Source organism: Proteus sp. fly-1089 (assembly GCF_040138965.1).
In the GTDB taxonomy this organism is placed as follows: Bacteria; Pseudomonadota; Gammaproteobacteria; order Enterobacterales; family Enterobacteriaceae; genus Proteus; species Proteus vulgaris_B.
Map to the genome: position 1 here is coordinate 210307 of NZ_JBEETS010000005.1, position 18855 is coordinate 229161.

General features: G+C 38.9%; 17 protein-coding genes. 6 read left to right on the top strand and 11 right to left on the bottom strand.

Annotation, left to right across the window (positions count from 1 at the left end; translation table 11 throughout):
• Window positions 1-9: 9 nt before the first annotated feature.
• From pldB to pldA, 3 genes are all read right to left on the bottom strand, one after another.
• A complete protein-coding gene (pldB, locus tag ABN080_RS12965) occupies window positions 10-1014 on the bottom strand; it encodes a lysophospholipase L2 (protein WP_196554238.1) in 1005 nt (334 codons plus the stop codon).
• 18 nt (window positions 1015-1032) lie between these two features.
• Entirely contained in the window at window positions 1033-2862 is a 1830-nt protein-coding gene (gene recQ / locus ABN080_RS12970; RefSeq protein WP_349441218.1) for an ATP-dependent DNA helicase RecQ, read from the bottom strand.
• Window positions 2863-2976: 114 nt separating this feature from the next.
• Window positions 2977-3852 (bottom strand): phospholipase A, encoded by an 876-nt coding sequence (gene pldA / locus ABN080_RS12975; RefSeq protein ID WP_072070834.1) that lies wholly within the window; start codon window positions 3850-3852, stop codon window positions 2977-2979.
• Window positions 3853-4084: 232 nt separating this feature from the next.
• Between pldA and ABN080_RS12980 the strand changes: the two genes are divergently transcribed.
• Entirely contained in the window at window positions 4085-4552 is a 468-nt protein-coding gene (locus ABN080_RS12980) for a thioesterase family protein (protein ID WP_036939522.1), read from the top strand.
• Window positions 4553-4697: 145 nt separating this feature from the next.
• A complete protein-coding gene (gene rarD / locus ABN080_RS12985) occupies window positions 4698-5591 on the top strand; it encodes an EamA family transporter RarD (protein WP_109410165.1) in 894 nt (297 codons plus the stop codon).
• Here rarD and ABN080_RS12990 read toward each other — a convergent pair.
• The 7 genes from ABN080_RS12990 to lptM form a co-directional block, all read right to left on the bottom strand.
• Window positions 5588-5995 (bottom strand): hypothetical protein, encoded by a 408-nt coding sequence (locus ABN080_RS12990; RefSeq protein WP_349441219.1) that lies wholly within the window; start codon window positions 5993-5995, stop codon window positions 5588-5590. The two genes, rarD and ABN080_RS12990, sit on opposite strands and share 4 nt — an antisense overlap.
• 152 nt (window positions 5996-6147) lie before the next feature.
• Complete coding sequence (gene uvrD / locus ABN080_RS12995; protein WP_197269662.1) at window positions 6148-8304, bottom strand: DNA helicase II; 2157 nt, start codon at window positions 8302-8304, stop codon at window positions 6148-6150.
• A gap of 144 nt (window positions 8305-8448) precedes the next feature.
• Window positions 8449-9165: a 5-amino-6-(5-phospho-D-ribitylamino)uracil phosphatase YigB gene (gene yigB / locus ABN080_RS13000; protein WP_349441220.1), complete on the bottom strand. Its 717-nt coding sequence runs from the start codon at window positions 9163-9165 to the stop codon at window positions 8449-8451.
• A complete protein-coding gene (gene xerC, locus ABN080_RS13005) occupies window positions 9165-10088 on the bottom strand; it encodes a tyrosine recombinase XerC (protein ID WP_166540263.1) in 924 nt (307 codons plus the stop codon). Before xerC ends, yigB begins: the two co-directional genes overlap by 1 nt.
• On the bottom strand, window positions 10085-10795 hold the full coding sequence (locus ABN080_RS13010) for a DUF484 domain-containing protein (protein ID WP_197269664.1): 711 nt from the start codon (window positions 10793-10795) through the stop codon (window positions 10085-10087). The genes xerC and ABN080_RS13010 overlap by 4 nt, the downstream gene beginning before the upstream one ends.
• A 25-nt stretch (window positions 10796-10820) precedes the next feature.
• The gene (gene dapF / locus ABN080_RS13015; protein WP_072070840.1) at window positions 10821-11645 is read right to left on the bottom strand and encodes a diaminopimelate epimerase; all 825 of its coding nucleotides are present in this window, start codon (window positions 11643-11645) and stop codon (window positions 10821-10823) included.
• A 41-nt stretch (window positions 11646-11686) separates the two neighbouring features.
• Window positions 11687-11854, bottom strand: coding sequence for an LPS translocon maturation chaperone LptM (gene lptM / locus ABN080_RS13020; protein ID WP_072070841.1), 168 nt, complete (start codon window positions 11852-11854; stop codon window positions 11687-11689).
• 79 nt (window positions 11855-11933) lie between these two features.
• Between lptM and cyaY the strand changes: the two genes are divergently transcribed.
• Entirely contained in the window at window positions 11934-12251 is a 318-nt protein-coding gene (gene cyaY, locus ABN080_RS13025; protein ID WP_349441221.1) for an iron donor protein CyaY, read from the top strand.
• Between the two features lie 70 nt (window positions 12252-12321).
• Here the strand turns inward: cyaY and ABN080_RS13030 are convergent, their stop codons facing one another.
• Window positions 12322-14916: a class I adenylate cyclase gene (locus ABN080_RS13030; protein ID WP_349441222.1), complete on the bottom strand. Its 2595-nt coding sequence runs from the start codon at window positions 14914-14916 to the stop codon at window positions 12322-12324.
• Between the two features lie 987 nt (window positions 14917-15903).
• Between ABN080_RS13030 and hemC the strand changes: the two genes are divergently transcribed.
• The 3 genes from hemC to hemX are packed head-to-tail and all read left to right on the top strand — an operon-like array spanning window position 15904 to window position 18853.
• The gene (hemC, locus tag ABN080_RS13035; protein WP_196554232.1) at window positions 15904-16845 is read left to right on the top strand and encodes a hydroxymethylbilane synthase; all 942 of its coding nucleotides are present in this window, start codon (window positions 15904-15906) and stop codon (window positions 16843-16845) included.
• Window positions 16842-17579, top strand: coding sequence for a uroporphyrinogen-III synthase (gene hemD / locus ABN080_RS13040; RefSeq protein WP_196554231.1), 738 nt, complete (start codon window positions 16842-16844; stop codon window positions 17577-17579). Before hemC ends, hemD begins: the two co-directional genes overlap by 4 nt.
• 20 nt (window positions 17580-17599) lie before the next feature.
• Window positions 17600-18853, top strand: coding sequence for a uroporphyrinogen-III C-methyltransferase (gene hemX / locus ABN080_RS13045; protein WP_196554230.1), 1254 nt, complete (start codon window positions 17600-17602; stop codon window positions 18851-18853).
• Window positions 18854-18855: the final 2 nt, after the last annotated feature.

Consider the following 18855-nt stretch of genomic DNA (forward strand, 5'->3'; position numbering starts at 1 on the left):
CATTCCTGATTAAAATAAATGCTTATCATAAAACTCACAGATTTCATTCAATGCTTGTGAGCGTAGCTTATCTATTTCGAACAAGATTTCATGATGCGCACCCTTAATCACCAGTGGCAATTTTTGCTTTTCTTCTCTTGTTCTGGACTGACTATAACGTTCACAGAAAGCCCTTAGCTCTTGATTATCGACCACCTTGTCATGCTCAGCTTCAAGCACTAATAAAGGGGTATCAATCTCTCCCGCATGTTCAATTAACCAATCTCCTGTTTTCAGGCTTTCGCCCATCCAATGATAAGTAGGGCCACCTAATCGTAGCTCAGGAAAATCAGCGTAATAACGTAAATAACGACGGTATCGTTCATGGCTATGTGTTAACACATTAAGAATAAAAGGTAATGGAAACCATTTACCTGTTGATACTGCGTAGTTATTTCTTTCAGATTGACTTTGTTCTGCTCGATTGACTAAAAAATTAGCCACCCAGCGAGGTATCGGTAATTTAATACCAAACATCGGCGCACTTAATGCGGCGGCTTTAAAAACATGAGGATATTTTAGAAGATATCCCGTTAAAATAGCACCGCCCATTGAATGAGCTAATGCAAAATAATGTTGGTATTGATAAGGCAACACTATCGTATCAATGAATGTTGAGAAGTCATCAATATAATCACTAAATTTTTCTACATGACCTTTTTGTGTGTCTTCTAATAGTCGGTCTGACAGGCCTTGTCCTCGATGATCAAGCAAAAAAACATCATAGCCAATATGGAAAAAATCAAATGCAACTTCAGGGTACTTTACATAGCTTTCACTACGGCCTGAAGAAATTACTAGTGCTTTATTGTGCGATGGTGAACGCCAATGAACATAACGGATCTTTACTCCATCGACACCCGTAAATTCACCTTCTTCACGCTGGTTCCAAAAATCCAATAAAGTGCCATTCGTAAAAGCAGAAAACTGCTTTTCACGAGATAACCACGAATGTTTAAAAAGAGTGGTTGTCATTGGCTCTCCTTGTTGGCGTTATTCGAAGCCCTCAATATGGTCACGGATCAGTGTCATAAAAGCAGGTCCAAATCGTTCTAATTTTCGTTGGCCGACACCGTTTATTAATAACAACTCATCAGGATAAACAGGACATTGCTCTGCCATCTCTATCAATGTGACATCATTAAAGACCACAAAGGGCGGAATATTTTCTTCATCAGCAATAGATTTACGTAATTTACGTAGTTTCGCAAATAATTTTCTATCGTACTGTCTATGCGCATTTTTTGTTTGTTGATTACGGCTTTTTGTTGGACTTAATAATCTAGGCACGGCTAATTGTAATGGAACTTCACCTCGTAAGATGGGTCTTGCCATCTCAGTAAGCTGTAATGCAGAGCGGTGTACAATATTTTGTGTCACCATACCCAAATGAATAAGTTGGCGTATCACACTCACCCAATGTTCATGACTTTGTGCTTTACCAATACCATAAACAGGTAATGTATCGTGTCCTGCATCGCGAATACGTTGATTATTCGCTCCTCTTAATATTTCAACAATATAACCAATTCCAAAGTGTTGCCCCGTACGATAAATGCAGGATAAAGCCTTTTGCGCATCGATCAACCCATCATATTGCTTAGGAGGATCAAGACAAATATCACAGTTACCGCAGGCATTTTGCCGATGTTCATCGAAATAATTAAGGAGCACTAGTCGTCGGCATGTTTGTGCTTCAGCAAATGCCCCCATTGCGTTGAGCTTATGCATTTCAATCGATTTTTGGTCACTTTCCGGCTTTTCATCTAAACAACGACGTAACCATGCCATATCAGCGGGATCGTAAAATAATACGGCTTCTGCAGGTAATCCATCCCGCCCTGCACGCCCAGTTTCTTGGTAATAAGATTCAATATTACGAGGTATATCAAAGTGAACCACAAAACGCACGTTAGGTTTGTTTATCCCCATTCCAAACGCAACGGTTGCAACAACGATTTGCAAATCATCGCGCTGGAACGCCTCTTGTACTTTAGCTCGCTGTGTCATCTCCATTCCGGCATGATAACCTGCAATACTCAATCCTCGCTTACTGAGTCGCTCTGCGGTTTCTTCTACTTTACTGCGACTATTACAGTAAATAATGCCTGACTTTCCTTTTTGGCCACGAATAAAGAGCCAAAGTTGATCAAGTGGTTTGTATTTCTCGACTAAAGTGTAGCGGATATTCGGTCTATCAAAACTGCTGATATGAATTAAAGGATCACGTAAGACTAGCTGATTTATAATGTCATAACGTGTTGTGTTATCTGCTGTTGCTGTCAGTGCAACAATAGGAACATCGGGAAGATATTGCCTTAATAATCCAATGCCACGATACTCAGGGCGGAAGTCATGCCCCCACTGTGAAATACAGTGTGCTTCATCAACAGCTAGCAATGCAGGTTTCCACTGCACTAATTGGTGAAGAAAGCTCTCCATCATTAAACGTTCAGGAGCAATATACAGCAGTTTTATTTCACCCTTTTGACACCGCATTTGAACATCAAGTTGCTCTTCACGGGTTTGTGTTGAGTTTAAATAAGTAGCTTCAATGCCATGAAGACAAAGCTGATCGACTTGATCTTTCATCAAGGAGATCAATGGCGACACAACGACGGTTAATCCATCTAACAATAATGCCGGAATTTGATAGCAAAGGGATTTTCCACCCCCTGTCGGCATCACAACAAGGCAATCACGTCCTGTTGTAATAGTATGGATGATCTCTTGCTGACCAGGACGAAATTGCTGATAACCAAAGGTTTCTCGCAAAATAGTCTGTGCTGATGGCATTGAATTAAGAACTTCTGCTGTGGACACGCCGTTCCTCTGAAAAGCTGCTGATAAAAACTATGATGAGGAGTCAAAGAAAAGGCACCAATATGAAGGTGCCGTCATCATTTATAGCGTTATGCTACCCCAGAACGAGGAAAATTACAGCATATCATTCAGCATCACACCCACACCAACACGTGTCTGGCGAAAATTATAGTCAATCATCGATTCACCATAACCGCTAAATACTTGGGTATAAAAGCGAACATGCTTAGTAATTGGATAGCTCCAACCTAATTCAGCGGCGCCATAACCACTGTTCCAGTTATAGCGTCCTGTTGCAGTGATCACACTCTCACCTAATCGATAACCTGCTTTTAAACGATAATAGCCCATGTAACGATTAATTTCTGGATTATCATCACGTTGTGCACTTTCGCTAAAGCGATACCATGGTTTTAAATCGAGCTGCAAATTACCTTTTTGTGCCATAAATCGCGCATAAACTCGATTCCAACTACGAGATGTAGGATCTGAACGCCCATTTGATTCATGATTAAAACCTGTCTCAATTTCACGAAGTGTCCAACCTGCAAATTTATAGTCAGTAGCCCAACCTAGAAAGAGTTGTGGCTCATAGTTTGTCTCACGGAAAGGAGCTGATTCTTTCTTATTACTTAATTGCCACCAAGAACGTTGAGTATAAGACGCTGCTAACACAGAGTTTTCACCCGCAATACCACGCCATAAAGGAAAAGCCAAACTAAGCTGAAATTTTACCTCATCTTTTTTAGCCTTATTACCCCAATCATAACTTTGAATCGCCTCTTTATTCATATCAGAGGTATCAGTGTAAATAATATAATTGGATTCATAAGGATAAAGAACAAAAGGTGAGTCGTATTCTTGTAATAAACCGGAAATAATACTGCCCTGAACAAGCGGTGCAGGAGATGATGATGTTTGAATTTCGGATGCAAATCCCCATGCTGGATAGAATAAAGCCACCGCAAGTAAAGAACGGATGTAACGCATAGTTAATTATCCTGTTTCATTATTGAATAATATAGAAGTTAGTACTTACTTTATAATTAGTTCTTATAAATGTGCTTTATTACACTTAAGCCACCATATTTTACACGTAATCGCCATTAAATCTCGTATATTTTTACACCATTATATTTATAGCACGAATGGGAAATTACGGTTTCGTCATGTATCATTAACATTATATTAACTTTATGACGTAATATCGGAGGTTCTAAAAATGGAAAAGCAATTAACATTAGAAGAGGCTCAAACCTTAATTGGTCATGTTTTTGTGTATAAAATGCCGTTTAACCAGTTGATTGGGTTAGAGCTAGTTCGTTTTGAACAAGATTATGCAGAAATTCAATTCCGCTACCAAGATAAATTGGTCGGTAATATTGCTCAACGTATTTTACATGGAGGCCTTATTGCTTCGGTGCTTGATGTCAGTGCAGGATTAGTTTGTGTTGGTAATGCATTAACACGTTTAGCACCTATATCCCAAGAGCAGTTAGAACAGAAACTTGCTAAAATGGGTACGATTGATTTACGGGTTGATTATTTACGACCTGGACGTGGGGAGTGTTTTACTGCAAGTAGTCATATCTTGCGCAGTGGTAATAAAGTCTCTGTTGCTCGTGTTGAATTACATAATGAAAAACAAGTTCATATAGCAAGTGGAACAGCCACCTACATTGTAGGTTAAGTCTTTGTTAAAATTCATTATGCGCTATGATGCTGAGAATGTTATTAATTACTTGTAAAAATGCATGCCTAATGACACATTAGATAATGTCATTGGGTATGATAACCCCGTCACACATTTCCTTTCCATCAATTCCAGAGATAGCATGAGCCAGAAAAACACGATGAAAGGCGTTTTATGTGCCTTAGGCGCCTATTTGATCTGGGGTATTGCCCCTGTCTATTTTAAAAGCATTCAAGAAGTGCCCGCAGAAGAGATCCTTACACACCGTATCCTATGGTCATTCTTTTTTATGTTGATTTTAATGACGATTAGTCGTCATTGGCCTTATTTACGACAATTAATACGTCAACCTAAAAAAATCCTACTCTTGGCACTGACAGCTGTCATTATTGCAACTAACTGGCTTACCTATATATGGGCTGTTAACCATGGCTATATGCTAGAAGCTAGTCTTGGTTACTTTATTAACCCCCTTGTTAACGTCCTGTTTGGTATGCTTTTCTTAAGCGAGCGTTTTCGTCGTATGCAATGGGTAGCGGTGGGTTTAGCCTTTACGGGGGTATTTATTCAGTTATGGCACTTTGGTTCTGTACCCGTGATTGGTTTAAGTCTTGCCGTAACTTTTGGGCTTTATGGTCTACTGCGTAAAAAATTAGGTGTCGATGCACAAACAGGAATGTTGGTCGAAACATTATGGCTATTCCCTGTCGCATTAATTTACATCTTATTTTTTACCCACTCACCAACAAGCAATATGCTTGAAAACAGTTGGTCATTGAATACCTTGTTAATCGCAGCCGGTATTATTACAACTGTACCATTATTGCTCTTTACTGAAGCTGCTCATCATCTGCGTTTATCAACCTTAGGCTTCTTCCAATATATTGGCCCAACTTTGATGTTTATTCTTGCCACAATGGTATATGGCGAGCAAATTGATGCAGAAAGATTAGTAACCTTTGGCTTTATTTGGGTTGCCCTTATTTTATTTACCTTAGATGCACTCTATACGCAACGTCGTTTAAGACGCGGTTAATCCCCCAAAACTGACTCTTCCGCTAAATTACCAATTTGTATAAAAGCGGGAGAGCGTTTCTTCTTATTTTTCTTTAGCAAATGCACACTCTTTGAGAATTCTTCCGCATGGCGATATGAACGCCTAAATAACGTAAACATCGCGTTATTAATCACTTGAATATGGTTAATCACAACACTGTAATTAAGATTGATACGAGGAATATAATCACGCTGGTGTCTCAATAGCTTACAATACAAATCTTCTTCGAATTCATTGATGGATCCACTGGGATGATAAGTATCACAAAGAACTTCCTCAGTATCTTCGATCAAAAATTCATAACTAGAAGAAGATGTCGGAGAAATTCGCGAGCTAGGCGATACAAAAGTGTAAGTGTGAAAAAATAGACTAGAAATTTTCATCAATTAATTAATTCCGTTAAATAAGAATAGATAACGAGATTATTAAGCAACCAAATCGAACTTCCCTTAAAAAAAAACACCTTTACTTATTTGATAGACAAGTAAGGGTGTTTTTTATATTAAGATAGTAACTGCTCACTTTAAATGACGACTTACTCTAGTCGAGCAAATGCAGCCACCAGCCATTTAATACCTTCGCCATTAAAGGCAATTTGTAATCGACAATGCTCACCACTACCTTCTATATTAATAATGGTTCCATCACCAAATTTAGGATGTTTCACTCGTTGTCCAAGAGAATACCCCGTATCATTACTGATAATCGGAGTTCCTAAACGGCTATGATTGACAGGACGTGAAACTGTCGCGCGTAAACGTACTTCTTCGACACACTCTTTGGGTAACTCGCCAATAAAACGAGATGGCCGATGACTTACTTCTTTTCCATATAGGCGACGGTTTTCGGCGTAAGTAAGCGTTAACTTTTTCATTGCACGAGTGACACCAACATAGGCCAAACGACGCTCTTCTTCTAAACGCCCACCTTCATCTAATGACATTTGGCTTGGGAACATGCCTTCTTCAACACCCACAATAAAGACTTGTGAAAACTCAAGTCCTTTAGCTGAGTGAAGCGTCATTAGTTGAACCGCATCTTGATACGCATCAGCCTGGCTTTCACCCGATTCCAATGCCGCATGTGAAAGAAACGCTTGCAATGGCATCAAATCTTCGTCTTCATCTTGATAACTAAATTGACGAGTTGCGGTGACAAGCTCTTCTAAGTTTTCAATACGAGCTTGGGCTTTTTCACCCTTTTCTTGCTCATACATCGCTTTCAAACCTGAATCACGAATAATTCGGTCTGTTTGTACATGTAACGGCATATCTGCCGTTTCAGATGCTAATGTCTCAATTAACTCTAAGAATCGCTGTATCGCTGCTGTTGCTCGCCCTGCTAACATTTTATGTTCGATAACCTGCAATGCACTTTCCCATAAAGTAATTTGGTTATCTCTTGCAACTTGGCGAACAATATCTAATGTTCTGTCTCCAATACCTCGTGTTGGTGTATTTACAACACGTTCGAAAGAAGCATCATCATGGCGATTCGCGGTTAATCGCATATAAGAGAGCGCATCTTTGATTTCTTGGCGTTCAAAGAAACGTTGCCCGCCATAAATACGATATGGCATTGCCGCTTGTAGTAATGCTTCTTCCATTATACGAGATTGGGCATTACTACGATAAAGAATGGCACAATCTGTCAGCGCGCCACCTTCTTCTTGCCAGCGCTTAATTCTGCCAACTACATAACGCGCTTCATCTAAATCATTAAAAGCACAATACAGTGAGATAGGCTCGCCTTCTGCACCTTCAGTCCACAGATTTTTACCTAATCTATCACTATTGTTTGCTATTAGTGCATTCGCAGCTTTTAGAATATTGCTTGTAGAACGATAATTTTGCTCTAATCGGATAGTTTCTGCACCAGGAAATTCATTTAAGAAGTTTTGAATATTCTCAACTTGTGCACCACGCCAACCATAAATGGATTGGTCGTCATCGCCTACAATCATCACTTTACCCGTTTGACCCGCCAACATTCTAATCCATGCATATTGAATACGGTTAGTATCTTGGAACTCATCAACCAAGATATTAGTAAAGCGATTTTGATAATGTTCTAAAATTTGTGGCTTATTCAACCAAAGCTCATGAGCACGTAATAAAAGCTCTGCAAAGTCCACCAGCCCCGCACGATCGCATGCTTCTTGATATGCTTGGTACACTTTTAACCACGTAGATTCAACAGGATTACCATAGGTTTGAATATGCTGAGGGCGTAATCCCTCATCTTTTTTACCGTTGATGTACCACATTCCTTGTCTTGCCGGCCATTGTTTATCATCAAGATTCATCGATTTAACAATGCGACGAATCAGACGATATTGATCGTCACTGTCAATAATTTGAAAATCTTGTGGTAGGTTTGCATCAAGATAATGTGCGCGTAATAAACGATGAGCCAAGCTATGGAAAGTCCCAATCCACATACCACCTTGACTGGTACCAATTAAATCTTCGATACGATGACGCATTTCTGCAGCCGCTTTATTGGTAAACGTCACAGCCATAATAGAAAAAGGGGAAGCTTGCTCAACAGATAATAACCAAGCGATACGATGTACCAATACGCGTGTTTTACCACTGCCTGCGCCAGCAAGCACCAACATATTTATGCGAGGTGCGGCCACGGCTTCGCGCTGTTTATCATTAAGGCCTTCTAGCAGATATGAGACGTCCATAATTACCAATCATTTAGTGAGGAAAATACTGTGGATATATACAGAAATAGTGCGTAAGCAACAAACTAACAGGATTTCATCCGCGATGCAAAGTAAAGCCTTTTTCAATTGCGTTTATCTCTGCCATTTCGACCTAAAATCACATTAAATCAACTCTATCAGTTTACTTAAATCTGTAATTTCAATATGTGGCATCACGCGAGTTTCGCCTTCTTCAAGCAAACTACGGTTATCAAGGTTAATCCAGCAAGCTTGTAATCCACTATTAACAGCACCTTCAACATCAGTCACAAGATGATCGCCCACATGTAAAATTTGTTGATGAGGCATTTTTAAAAGCGTTGCTGCTTTATCAAACATATCAGAATAAGGCTTAGAGCGACCGTCAGGGCCAGCTTTCAAAATATGTGAAAAATACTGCCCTAAACCACAACTTAGCGGATTTGCATTACCATTTGTAATGGCAATTAACGGAATTTTTTCTGCTAATTGAGTAAGAACTTGATGTGTATTTTGAGGCACATTAATACGACTACGCCAATAAGCAAAGTGCGCCATAATCTCATCTGCACCTTGCTTTGCTTTGGCTTCACTGTAGTTGTAATCTAACAACATATTCCTAGCGGCAAGCCAACGCCACTGTGTAATATCGTGAAATATCTCTGGATTATTTTCTATAAGTGGCTTTTTATAAGCATTCACATCTTCTTCTGTAAAATGGTTAAAACGCAGATCATATTGACGAATAAAAGCCAGTGTCTCTTTTTCCGTTTTATCCATCACTGGCACATTGTCATACAGCGTATCATCTAGATCAAAAGTCATCGCTGCAATTGGCGTCAGAGTTCTGTAAAAACGCATTATGATTTTTCTCTCTTAGCTCTCGGATGAGCAGCATCATAGACTTTCGCTAAATGCTGAAAATCTAAATGGGTATAAACTTGTGTCGTTGATAAATTAGCGTGCCCTAATAATTCTTGTACCGCACGTAAATCACCACTGGATTCCAGTAAATGTGTAGCAAATGAGTGGCGTAATTTATGAGGATTCACATGGCTATTTAGTCCTTGCTTTATCCCCCAAAGTTCAAAACGTTTTTGTACGCTACGCACTGATAAACGCTTACCACTTTGAGTTGAAATAAAAACAGCCTTGTCTTCTGGTGCATAAAGTTCTCGCATCGGAAACCAATTTTGTAACCATTCTATCGCTTTTCTTCCTAAAGGAACTTTACGCTCTTTACTTCCTTTACCTAATACACGCACTTCACCTTCATTTAGATCAATATCATTAATATTGAGATTGGTCAGTTCAGATAAACGCAAACCCGCACCATACATCACTTCTAGCATGGTTCTATCTCTGACAGAAAGGGGATCGTTTAAGTCGATATTCATTAATTGATTGACTTCATCTACATCCATATTTTTAGGAAGATGACGACCTGATTTAGGTGTACGAATACCTTTCGCTGAATTAACATCCAGCATACCTTGTGCTACTTGCCAATCAAGAAAGCTACGTAACGCAGAAAAACGCAAAGCTAGACTGGTCGGCTGTAACCCGCTTCGATGGCTTTTTGCCAATAACATACGTACATGTTGGCTTTCAAGTGATTGCCATTGCGTTATTTTTATCTCAACCATCATTTGCACTAAGGCCATCAATTGGCGATGGTAATTTTCTACTGTGACAGGACTTAATCTACGTTCAACTTGAATGTAACGCAGAAATTGCTCTATAGCCGTAGTGAGTGTTTCTGGAAGATCACTTGGTTGGCTCATTGTCTTGCCACCCAACGTGTTAATAATTCCGGTAAGATATGAGCTAATTTATCCAACATGACGGTTCCCATTCCTTCCTGAAAATGTTGATTATCTCGGCTATTAAAAATAATCACACCTAAATCACCATAATGTCCTAATAATGAGAGAGCAACAGAACCAGAACGCCGTACATTAGGCATCAACAACATGATCTCTTGCCCATTGAGCATGCCTAAATAGTGATTATCATCACCCATATGCTGAATGCGGAAGTGTTCAAAAGCTTGGCGAGAGAGTGCAAGTGCCTGTGCATCTAAAGGCGGTTGTAATTGCCAACGATCGGTAAATAAACGCAATTGAACAGAGTACAGACCTAGTTTTTTAGCCCAGAGGTTTAAACGCTCTAACATTTCATTAAGAGAGTCACTGCTGGACAATTCAGAAATTAATAATAAGAGTTGGCTAAACAAAGATTCATTCTCAGAAGCTTGCTCTATCAATAAACGCATATCTTCTTCAAGATAGTGAATGCGATTACGTTGGCGTGACATAATCCACTCAACTAATGAGACAGTACCTCGAATGGGATGAGGAACTTTCATTTGCTCAATGTAGCTTGCATTACGGATAAAAAAACCAGGATGCTCTGTAAGGTAACGAACCACTTGTTGATCATTAAGTTCGTTTGTTTCAGGGCAACAGAACTGCTTATTTTTATCCGTCATACAGATAGCCTCTCAAAAAATAATATTATAGCTGGATGATCCCATCATAAATATGTGTCGCAGGCCCGGTCATATAAAGAGGGTTACCCACTCCTTTCCATTCGATAAACAGCGATCCGCCAGGCAACGTGACTTTCACACGTTTATCTAATAAACCTTGGGAAATACCGATCGCAACAGCGGCACAAGCTCCGCTACCACAAGCATTCGTTTCACCCGCACCCCGTTCAAATACTCGCAAATGAAGATTATTTCTGTCTACGATTTGCATAAACCCAATATTAGCACGTTCAGGGAAACGTTCATGTTGCTCTAATACTGGTCCTAATAATTCCACTTCGGCTGTTTTGATATCTTCAACTTGTATAACACAATGGGGATTTCCCATTGAAACTACACCACATAATACAGTACGTTCCATTGCCCTGATAATATAGGTCTTTTCCGCTTTTTGTGCACGAAAAGGGACTTTTTGAGGATCAAATTCAGGCTCACCCATGTTGACGCACACATCATCATTATCCATAACGTGTAAGGTCATTCTGCCAGACTGTGTACTGACTTTTATCTCTCTTTTATTTGTAAGCCCTTTTAGTCTCACAAATCGAGCAAAACAACGCGCGCCATTACCACATTGTGCAACTTCACTTCCATCCGCATTAAAAATACGATAATGAAAATCAAGTTCAGGATCATAAGGTGCTTCAACCACCAACAATTGATCAAACCCAACACCAGTATGGCGATTGGCTAATCGACATATCAATTCTGGTGAAAAATAAACATTTTGGGTCACGGCATCGACCACCATAAAGTCGTTACCAAGACCATGCATTTTTGAAAATTGCATCTTGCCCCTGCCTGAAACGAAATTACCGTTTCTAAGATTGACTAATTGGTCTGAGTTGAGGCGCTCTCAACTTGCTGGCTTGGCTGGGATGACTGCGTCATTTTTGCCTGAGTATCTTCAGGAGGGAAATAAAGAGGGCCTTTCAAGCCACAACCCGAAAGAGAAATCAGTGTTATTATAGCAAGAGTGCAACGTAAATACGTTTTCATTCGAAATCTGCCTGTCATTTATTTGGTTAATATCCTCTATAATCGCAGTTAGATCTCGAAAAGCAAATAGGAAATGAAGATGAACGACAGTGAATTTCACCAATTAGCTGATGAACTCTTGTCAGAAATAGAACAAACTATTGATAATTATGAAGGTGAAGCTGATATTGATTGTGAAATCAATGGTGGCGTAATGACATTAACCTTTGAAAATAATAGTAAAATTATTATTAATCGTCAGGAAGCGTTTCATCAAATTTGGCTAGCGACACGCTCTGGTGGCTATCACTTTGATTGGAAAGATGATCAATGGATTTGTGATAGAAGTGGCGGTGAATTTTTAACCATGCTAGCACAAGCAATAACAGAACAAAGTGGGGAAGCGTTTTCTTTCTAAAAAGCACTGTTAGTTACACAAATGGGAGCTATCATAGAGCTCCCATTTGTGTTTATAAACTCGTATTCAATTAAGAGTGTTGCACAGCTTTATAATCCGTAAATCCGTGGGCAACAACATTCATTTCAGGTTGAACTTCTTTACTACCTAGATCGGATAATTTACCAAATGATCCACCAGCAAAAGGTAACACTTGTGTTGATCCTTCCACTTTCACAATTTGATAAAACTGTGGCAAGTTAAAATTAATAAAGCTTGAGCCATATGTGAATCGATCATGAGAGGAAGAGTAAAAACGGCTAACATCTTTCACTAACTCTTCTTTGCTTCCTTCACAATGGGAATAAATTTCGACGCGATTTGCTTCATCTAAGATATAGATATTAAAGACATTATTATCTTCTGTGGTTTCAAAGAAGAATTGGATAATCCCTTCACACGCAAAGCCATCAATGACCGCAGGTAAATAACGAGCGTCTTTATCCAGCTTAACAGGCAATCCATGAAGTTTGTTATATGAAATTGCACCATAAAACTCGATAGCATTTTCTAATTTTTGTACCGACACATTGAGGCGTTCAAAAAACAATCCCCAAGTTTGCCCTGCAATACGTAAAGCTTTAAAACGTCCCGGCTCTAAACGATTCGTTGATAAGCGTAGCTCAATACATTCTGATACCAACTGTTGCACACGGGTACGAATTAAACCACGTAGATGTTGGCTATAGCAGAATACTTCAACAGAGGCCGGTGGTGCCGCATCTTGGTGCATTTTACCTAAAATCGTTTTTAACGATTCCAACATAGACTGTGTGCCACTGAAATGAAGAGTTCTTACCTCATTCCAAGAGTTGCGGTACAACAAATCGATACTACCAACAAGGCATTGCTCTTTTTCACCAAAGCTAAACACATCCAGTTTTCTAAAATCAAAGTGAACCACTTGATCAGAAAAACTCTCTGTTGGATCTGTTTCCAAATTGACAATAATGGCTAGATGTCTAATCTCGCAAGGGCTATACAATGCTTTTGGCGTTGGTGCTGGTAAACGAATAGGGAAATGGCTCGACATATCCCTGACTAATTCATGTAGTTTGATTTCATCACAAGAGGAATCCCCTTGATGAATATAAACACGAGACTCTTTTGTTAACAACCCATTAAAGTAAGACCATGCCACTAATTTATTTAGATAACGATTATATTCTAATGGTTGATGTCCAACGATATTTTCAAAATCAGGGGCACGATTATATAAATACCATCCGCTACGATTTGCTCGGCCTTGTGGTACATAAATAAAGGTTAAATGTGACTCTGATAAATCAGGTGATATTTGCGGGTTAACCAGTGTTACTTTGCCAGGTAATGCTTCGAATGCCGCATAAAGTTTACGTGTTAATACGCCAATATCTTGTGGGCTTGCACTGACACTTAAATTATTGCGGCGCGCGAAACGGATAAGATTACGATAGCTTTGCATCATCGTATCTAATAGTTCGTTATGCGCATCTCGTACTCGCTCGATTTTCCAGCTATCACGGGTATCGAGTATCGTTAAACGTTCGTTATCCCATTGCCACTGAGTCACTAATTGCGATAAGACTTGTCGTCTCCAACCCTCGGATTCATTTTGTGTTTTTTCGTTAGATAGTTTTTCACACACTTTCAGGTAGAAACAGCGACGAATAAGATCAAGGCGAGTTAAATCATTGATAGAAACTAAATAACGCGTAACACGCTCAAGCATCATACAATAAGCATCTAAACCGTAATTAACGATTTCACCACGGTGAAGATGTTGCTTCATCTCTAATGCCAGCAGTTTTCCATTAGGATAATCCGCTGAATAAGCTTCTAATAAAATACTTTTTAATACCGCTTTATATGGTGAATCAACGCTTTTATAAAGCTGCCATAAACTTGCACCAAAATACTCTTCTGCTGAAAGTTCACCTAACCCCCCCAAATCTAACCACTCATTGGGTGTTAATACGCCCTGAGCATAAAGGGAGTTAACATATTCATCATAATGGTGCTCTTCTTCTACTGGCACCATCGTCCATAGCAAGCGTTTACCTGCAAGACGTACTGCAGTACGGTAAAATTCGTCAAGTAAAAGAATATGTTGAGTAGAACCACAATCTTCTCCACCTAAGCTACCGCTTGCATGATGGCGAAATCTATTTTCATCGATTAAGAAAAATGTAACGTCAATGCCTAGCTCACCAGCCCACTGTTCAATCAGTTGGCACTTACGTTGTAAAAGTGCACGCTCATCCTGATCCAGCCATGATTGATGGCAGACCCAAATATCAATATCAGAGCAGTGACTTTGCCCAATAGAAGAAGTGCTACCCATCGAATAGATGCCAGTAATTGGCAACTCTCCGCTGGCGTACCCTTCCATTGGCTCATCACATAATGCGTTAATCAGCTTATTGGCCCATTGACGTTGCATGTCATCAGGTTCAAAGAAACATGTACCGTGAGGAACATTTCCTTGTAAGTAGCCGGGTAACTCAGGATGGTGGTAATGCAATAAAACAGGAATTAAACCATAGACCTGTTTAAAAACATCACACATCGATGCAAATGCTCGTTCCAGTCTGAGTTGATTAATCGCATCCAGCCGTTGCTTCAGTGTTTCAATATAAAGATACAAGAGTTTCGCCTGAACAATACTAAGAAGATAGTAGAATCTGAGTTTATAAGTGACCGAGCCTGAGTTAATCCATTATTAATAGATAAAACTTTACTAACAAAATCTCGGAAACGTGATCAATTTAACACCTTGAGCGCAAGGCGTAAAGAGGAACTCAAAATATAGCACCAAGATCTAAAAATGATATTTAAGGGCTTAATCGTGTAAAGCTTCATAATTAATATCATTATAATCATATAGATAAATCATTTTATTTGTAAAAAAAATGACGATAAAAATATCTCAATCCATCATTTACCCTACAAAAACCCCTGCTTACTTGATGATGAACAACAAAATAAATACTGACAAAGCTTAGAAAATGGCTAAAAAAATGAAAATAAAAACAACTAATTGATAAATATAGTTTTTTTATATTTTTTATTTTTATATTCAAATAATGAAATATTTTTTCATATTAAAATAATAATAATAAAATAAATATTTAATATTCATTAGATATTTATTTTATTTAAATCTTAATCTATTTTTCTATTTTTTATTATTTCTTTTATTTTTATTTAATAATATTTTTGTTAAATTTTATCGTGTCTTTATATATGAGAAAGTAATCATCAAAAAAATGTCATTTGAAATAATGGTTGTTTTATCAATGCGTTCAGATTGGGTGTTACATTTATCTTATTTATCGGTCATTACATGTTAACAACAATAGATCAATGTTTTATTTTTGTAAATAACCACACTGTTTATATAGATATAAAAAGAATAAAACTCAGAAAATAAATAAATTCATCGCAATAGATCACTATTTTACTTATTTTTTATTTTCTTTTTCTTTTCTTCTTTTTCGATTACCCCCCTATTTCTTTCATTGTTATCACTACTCAAAACGCCTTAACTGGAAAATTGAGCCTTAAAGTGTTAAAACAATGCCTTATTTCTAAACAAAAATATCGCTAATCGCTCGGAAGAGATAATACTATTATGTCAAAAAGTACCATCCGTATCGCTACCCGCCAAAGCCCTCTTGCTATGTGGCAGGCGCTTTATGTGAAAGAACAACTACAACTTGCTCATCCAGGTTTAGTCGTCGAATTAATACCGATGGTCACTAAAGGTGACATCATTTTAGATACACCTTTAGCTAAAGTGGGTGGTAAAGGGCTCTTTGTAAAAGAATTAGAACTTGCTCTACTTGGATCACGCGCAGATATTGCCGTTCATTCTATGAAAGATGTTCCAATTGATTTTCCCGAAGGTCTAGGATTAGTGACAATTTGTGAACGCGAAGATCCTCGAGATGCCTTTGTTTCTAACCATTATGATTCATTAGAGCAACTCCCAGCAGGTAGTATTGTGGGCACATCAAGTTTACGTCGCCAATGTCAATTAAAAGCACAACGCCCTGATCTGATTATTCGTGATTTACGAGGTAATGTAGGTACTCGCTTAAGTAAATTAGATAACGGCGATTACGATGCCATTATTCTTGCTGTTGCAGGCTTAAAACGTCTTGGTCTAAATGAACGTATCCGCACACCATTATCCGCCGAGCAATCCTTACCTGCGGTTGGACAAGGTGCTGTGGGAATTGAATGTCGTTTAGATGACGATGATACTCGTCAGTTATTAGATGCTCTCAATCATTCCCGAACAGCAATTTGTGTTAAAGCAGAGCGCGCAATGAATACGCGCCTTGAAGGGGGTTGCCAAGTTCCAATTGGAAGCTATGCTATTTGGCAAAATGACAAAATTTGGTTACGGGCTTTAGTCGGTTCACCTGACGGCGAAACTATTTTACGTGGTGAGCGTTTAGTTCCCCCACAAGAAGCTGAAACCGCAGGTATTTCTCTAGCTGAAGAGCTTTTAGATAAAGGTGCCAGAGCCATTCTAACAGCGGTATATCAAGGCAATACACCTGCATGAGTATTTTAATCACTCGCCCTGATCCTGCAGGAAAAGCATTAACCCAGCGTTTAATTAATGCAGGGAAAATAGCATTTCAAGCACCTTTAATAGAGATCATCGCAGGTCGTGAGCTTCCTTTATTAGATACTAAGCTAAAAGGATTAAAGGCGGGTGATTGTGTCTTTTTACTTTCTAAAAATGCGGTGTCATACGCAAACTGGCAACTAAATCAATTACAACAATCATGGCCAGATACGCTATCCTATTATGGAATAGGTCAAAGCACAGCAAAGGATTTCCAACATTTAAGCGGTCTTTCTATTCACTATCCTGAGCAAGGAGAAACTAGCGAAGATCTTCTCGCGCTTCCTACTCTCAATCAGGTGAAAGATAAACAGATCTTACTGCTTAGAGGTAACGGTGGTCGCGACTTACTTGCAACAACATTGCGCCAACGAGGTGCAATGATTGATGAATGCGAATGTTACCAACGCCTATTTATTCATTACTCCCCTGACGATTTTGCACTTCAGTGGGAAAAAGCACAGGTTGATACACTTGTTGTCACTAGCGGTGAAATGTTACAACAACTCTTTGATCTGGTCGCTGAATCTAAGAAAGCATGGCTGTTAAACTGCCATTTACTGGTGGTGAGTGAACGATTAGCAACAATAGCAAAAAGATTAGGGTGGGAAACCGTCACCGTTGCTGAAAGTGCCAATAATGATGCTTTATTTCATGCATTAATATAGAACCTAAATGAGACACCGATATGACGGAACAGAAAAATACAAATGATAATGACTTACCAAAAGATACAGCTAAAGCTGATGAGAATGTCCGCTATCAGGAAGTCAAACCTGTTAATAATAAGCGCTCAGGCCTAATTGGAAGTGCTGTTGCTATCCTTGTTATTTTGGCAATCGGTGGTGGTCTTTACTATTACACCAATCAACAAGCTTCAAAGTTAAGTGCAGAAAATCAATCACTTAAATTAGAGCTAACTCAATTACAGCAGCTACAAAATACCTATCAACAACGCTTTGATAATATTGATAGTTTGTTTAACTCACAAAAACAAATTATTGAGAAATTACAAAACGAACGCCAAGCCACAGATAATCAAATTCAAGATCTACAAACTCGATTTGCGGCTATTTCCAGTGCTGATGTCAAAAGTTGGTTATTAGCACAAGCCGATTTTATGGTGAAAATGGCGGGCCGTAAGTTATGGAATGATCAAGATGTAGTGACCGCAGTAAGTTTACTAAAAGGCGCTGATAGTAGCTTGGCAGAAATGAACGATCCAAGTTTACTTGAAATTCGTCGTGCTATTAATGAAGATATCAGCAGTTTAGCCGCATTAACCAAGATTGATAATGACGGCACTATCTTACAGATAAATCAGTTAGCTAATCAGGTTGATAATCTTCGTTTAGCAGATCTTGAGCGTAATGGCCCCCCTATGGATAAAGATGACGAAACTATTTCAGGTTCGTTGTCAGATTGGAAACAAAACCTAAGTAAAAGCTGGAAAAGCTTTATGGATGACTTCATTACTATCCGTCGTCGAGATACTGAAGCAGTGCCTTTATTAGCGCCAAACCAAGATATCTATTTACGTGAGAATATTCGTTCACGTTTATTAATTGCTTCCCAAGCTGTCCCTCGCCATCAAACTGAGATCTATCAGCAATCGCTTGAGGCTGTATCCACTTGGGTTCGTGCTTATTTCGATACCTCTGATCCAAGTACAACCGCATTTTTAGAGACTGTCTCTGAATTAGAAAAACAACCTATCACGCTGACAATGCCTACAGAATTAAAAAGTCCAGTACTGTTAGAAAAACGTGTAGAAAGACAGATCCGTAACTTACTGGCGCAAAATGAGTATACTCAACCGAAAGCTGTTGAAGCTCAAGATGCGCAAGCAGTAGAAGCTGAACAAAGTACATCAGAAAGTGCACAAGATGCGGCTGCCGATAGTACAGCAGCTGATGCACCAGTAGCACAACAAGGGGAATAAGC

Coding starts and splice junctions, on each gene's coding strand:
- pldB (WP_196554238.1), bottom strand. CDS start 1,014: ATGACAACCACTCTTTTTAAACATTCGTGGTTATCTCGTGAAAAGCAG.
- pldA (WP_072070834.1), bottom strand. CDS start 3,852: ATGCGTTACATCCGTTCTTTACTTGCGGTGGCTTTATTCTATCCAGCA.
- ABN080_RS12980 (WP_036939522.1), top strand. CDS start 4,085: ATGGAAAAGCAATTAACATTAGAAGAGGCTCAAACCTTAATTGGTCAT.
- rarD (WP_109410165.1), top strand. CDS start 4,698: ATGAGCCAGAAAAACACGATGAAAGGCGTTTTATGTGCCTTAGGCGCC.
- ABN080_RS12990 (WP_349441219.1), bottom strand. CDS start 5,995: ATGAAAATTTCTAGTCTATTTTTTCACACTTACACTTTTGTATCGCCT.
- uvrD (WP_197269662.1), bottom strand. CDS start 8,304: ATGGACGTCTCATATCTGCTAGAAGGCCTTAATGATAAACAGCGCGAA.
- yigB (WP_349441220.1), bottom strand. CDS start 9,165: ATGCGTTTTTACAGAACTCTGACGCCAATTGCAGCGATGACTTTTGAT.
- xerC (WP_166540263.1), bottom strand. CDS start 10,088: ATGAGCCAACCAAGTGATCTTCCAGAAACACTCACTACGGCTATAGAG.
- ABN080_RS13010 (WP_197269664.1), bottom strand. CDS start 10,795: ATGACGGATAAAAATAAGCAGTTCTGTTGCCCTGAAACAAACGAACTT.
- dapF (WP_072070840.1), bottom strand. CDS start 11,645: ATGCAATTTTCAAAAATGCATGGTCTTGGTAACGACTTTATGGTGGTC.
- lptM (WP_072070841.1), bottom strand. CDS start 11,854: ATGAAAACGTATTTACGTTGCACTCTTGCTATAATAACACTGATTTCT.
- cyaY (WP_349441221.1), top strand. CDS start 11,934: ATGAACGACAGTGAATTTCACCAATTAGCTGATGAACTCTTGTCAGAA.
- hemC (WP_196554232.1), top strand. CDS start 15,904: ATGTCAAAAAGTACCATCCGTATCGCTACCCGCCAAAGCCCTCTTGCT.
- hemD (WP_196554231.1), top strand. CDS start 16,842: ATGAGTATTTTAATCACTCGCCCTGATCCTGCAGGAAAAGCATTAACC.
- hemX (WP_196554230.1), top strand. CDS start 17,600: ATGACGGAACAGAAAAATACAAATGATAATGACTTACCAAAAGATACA.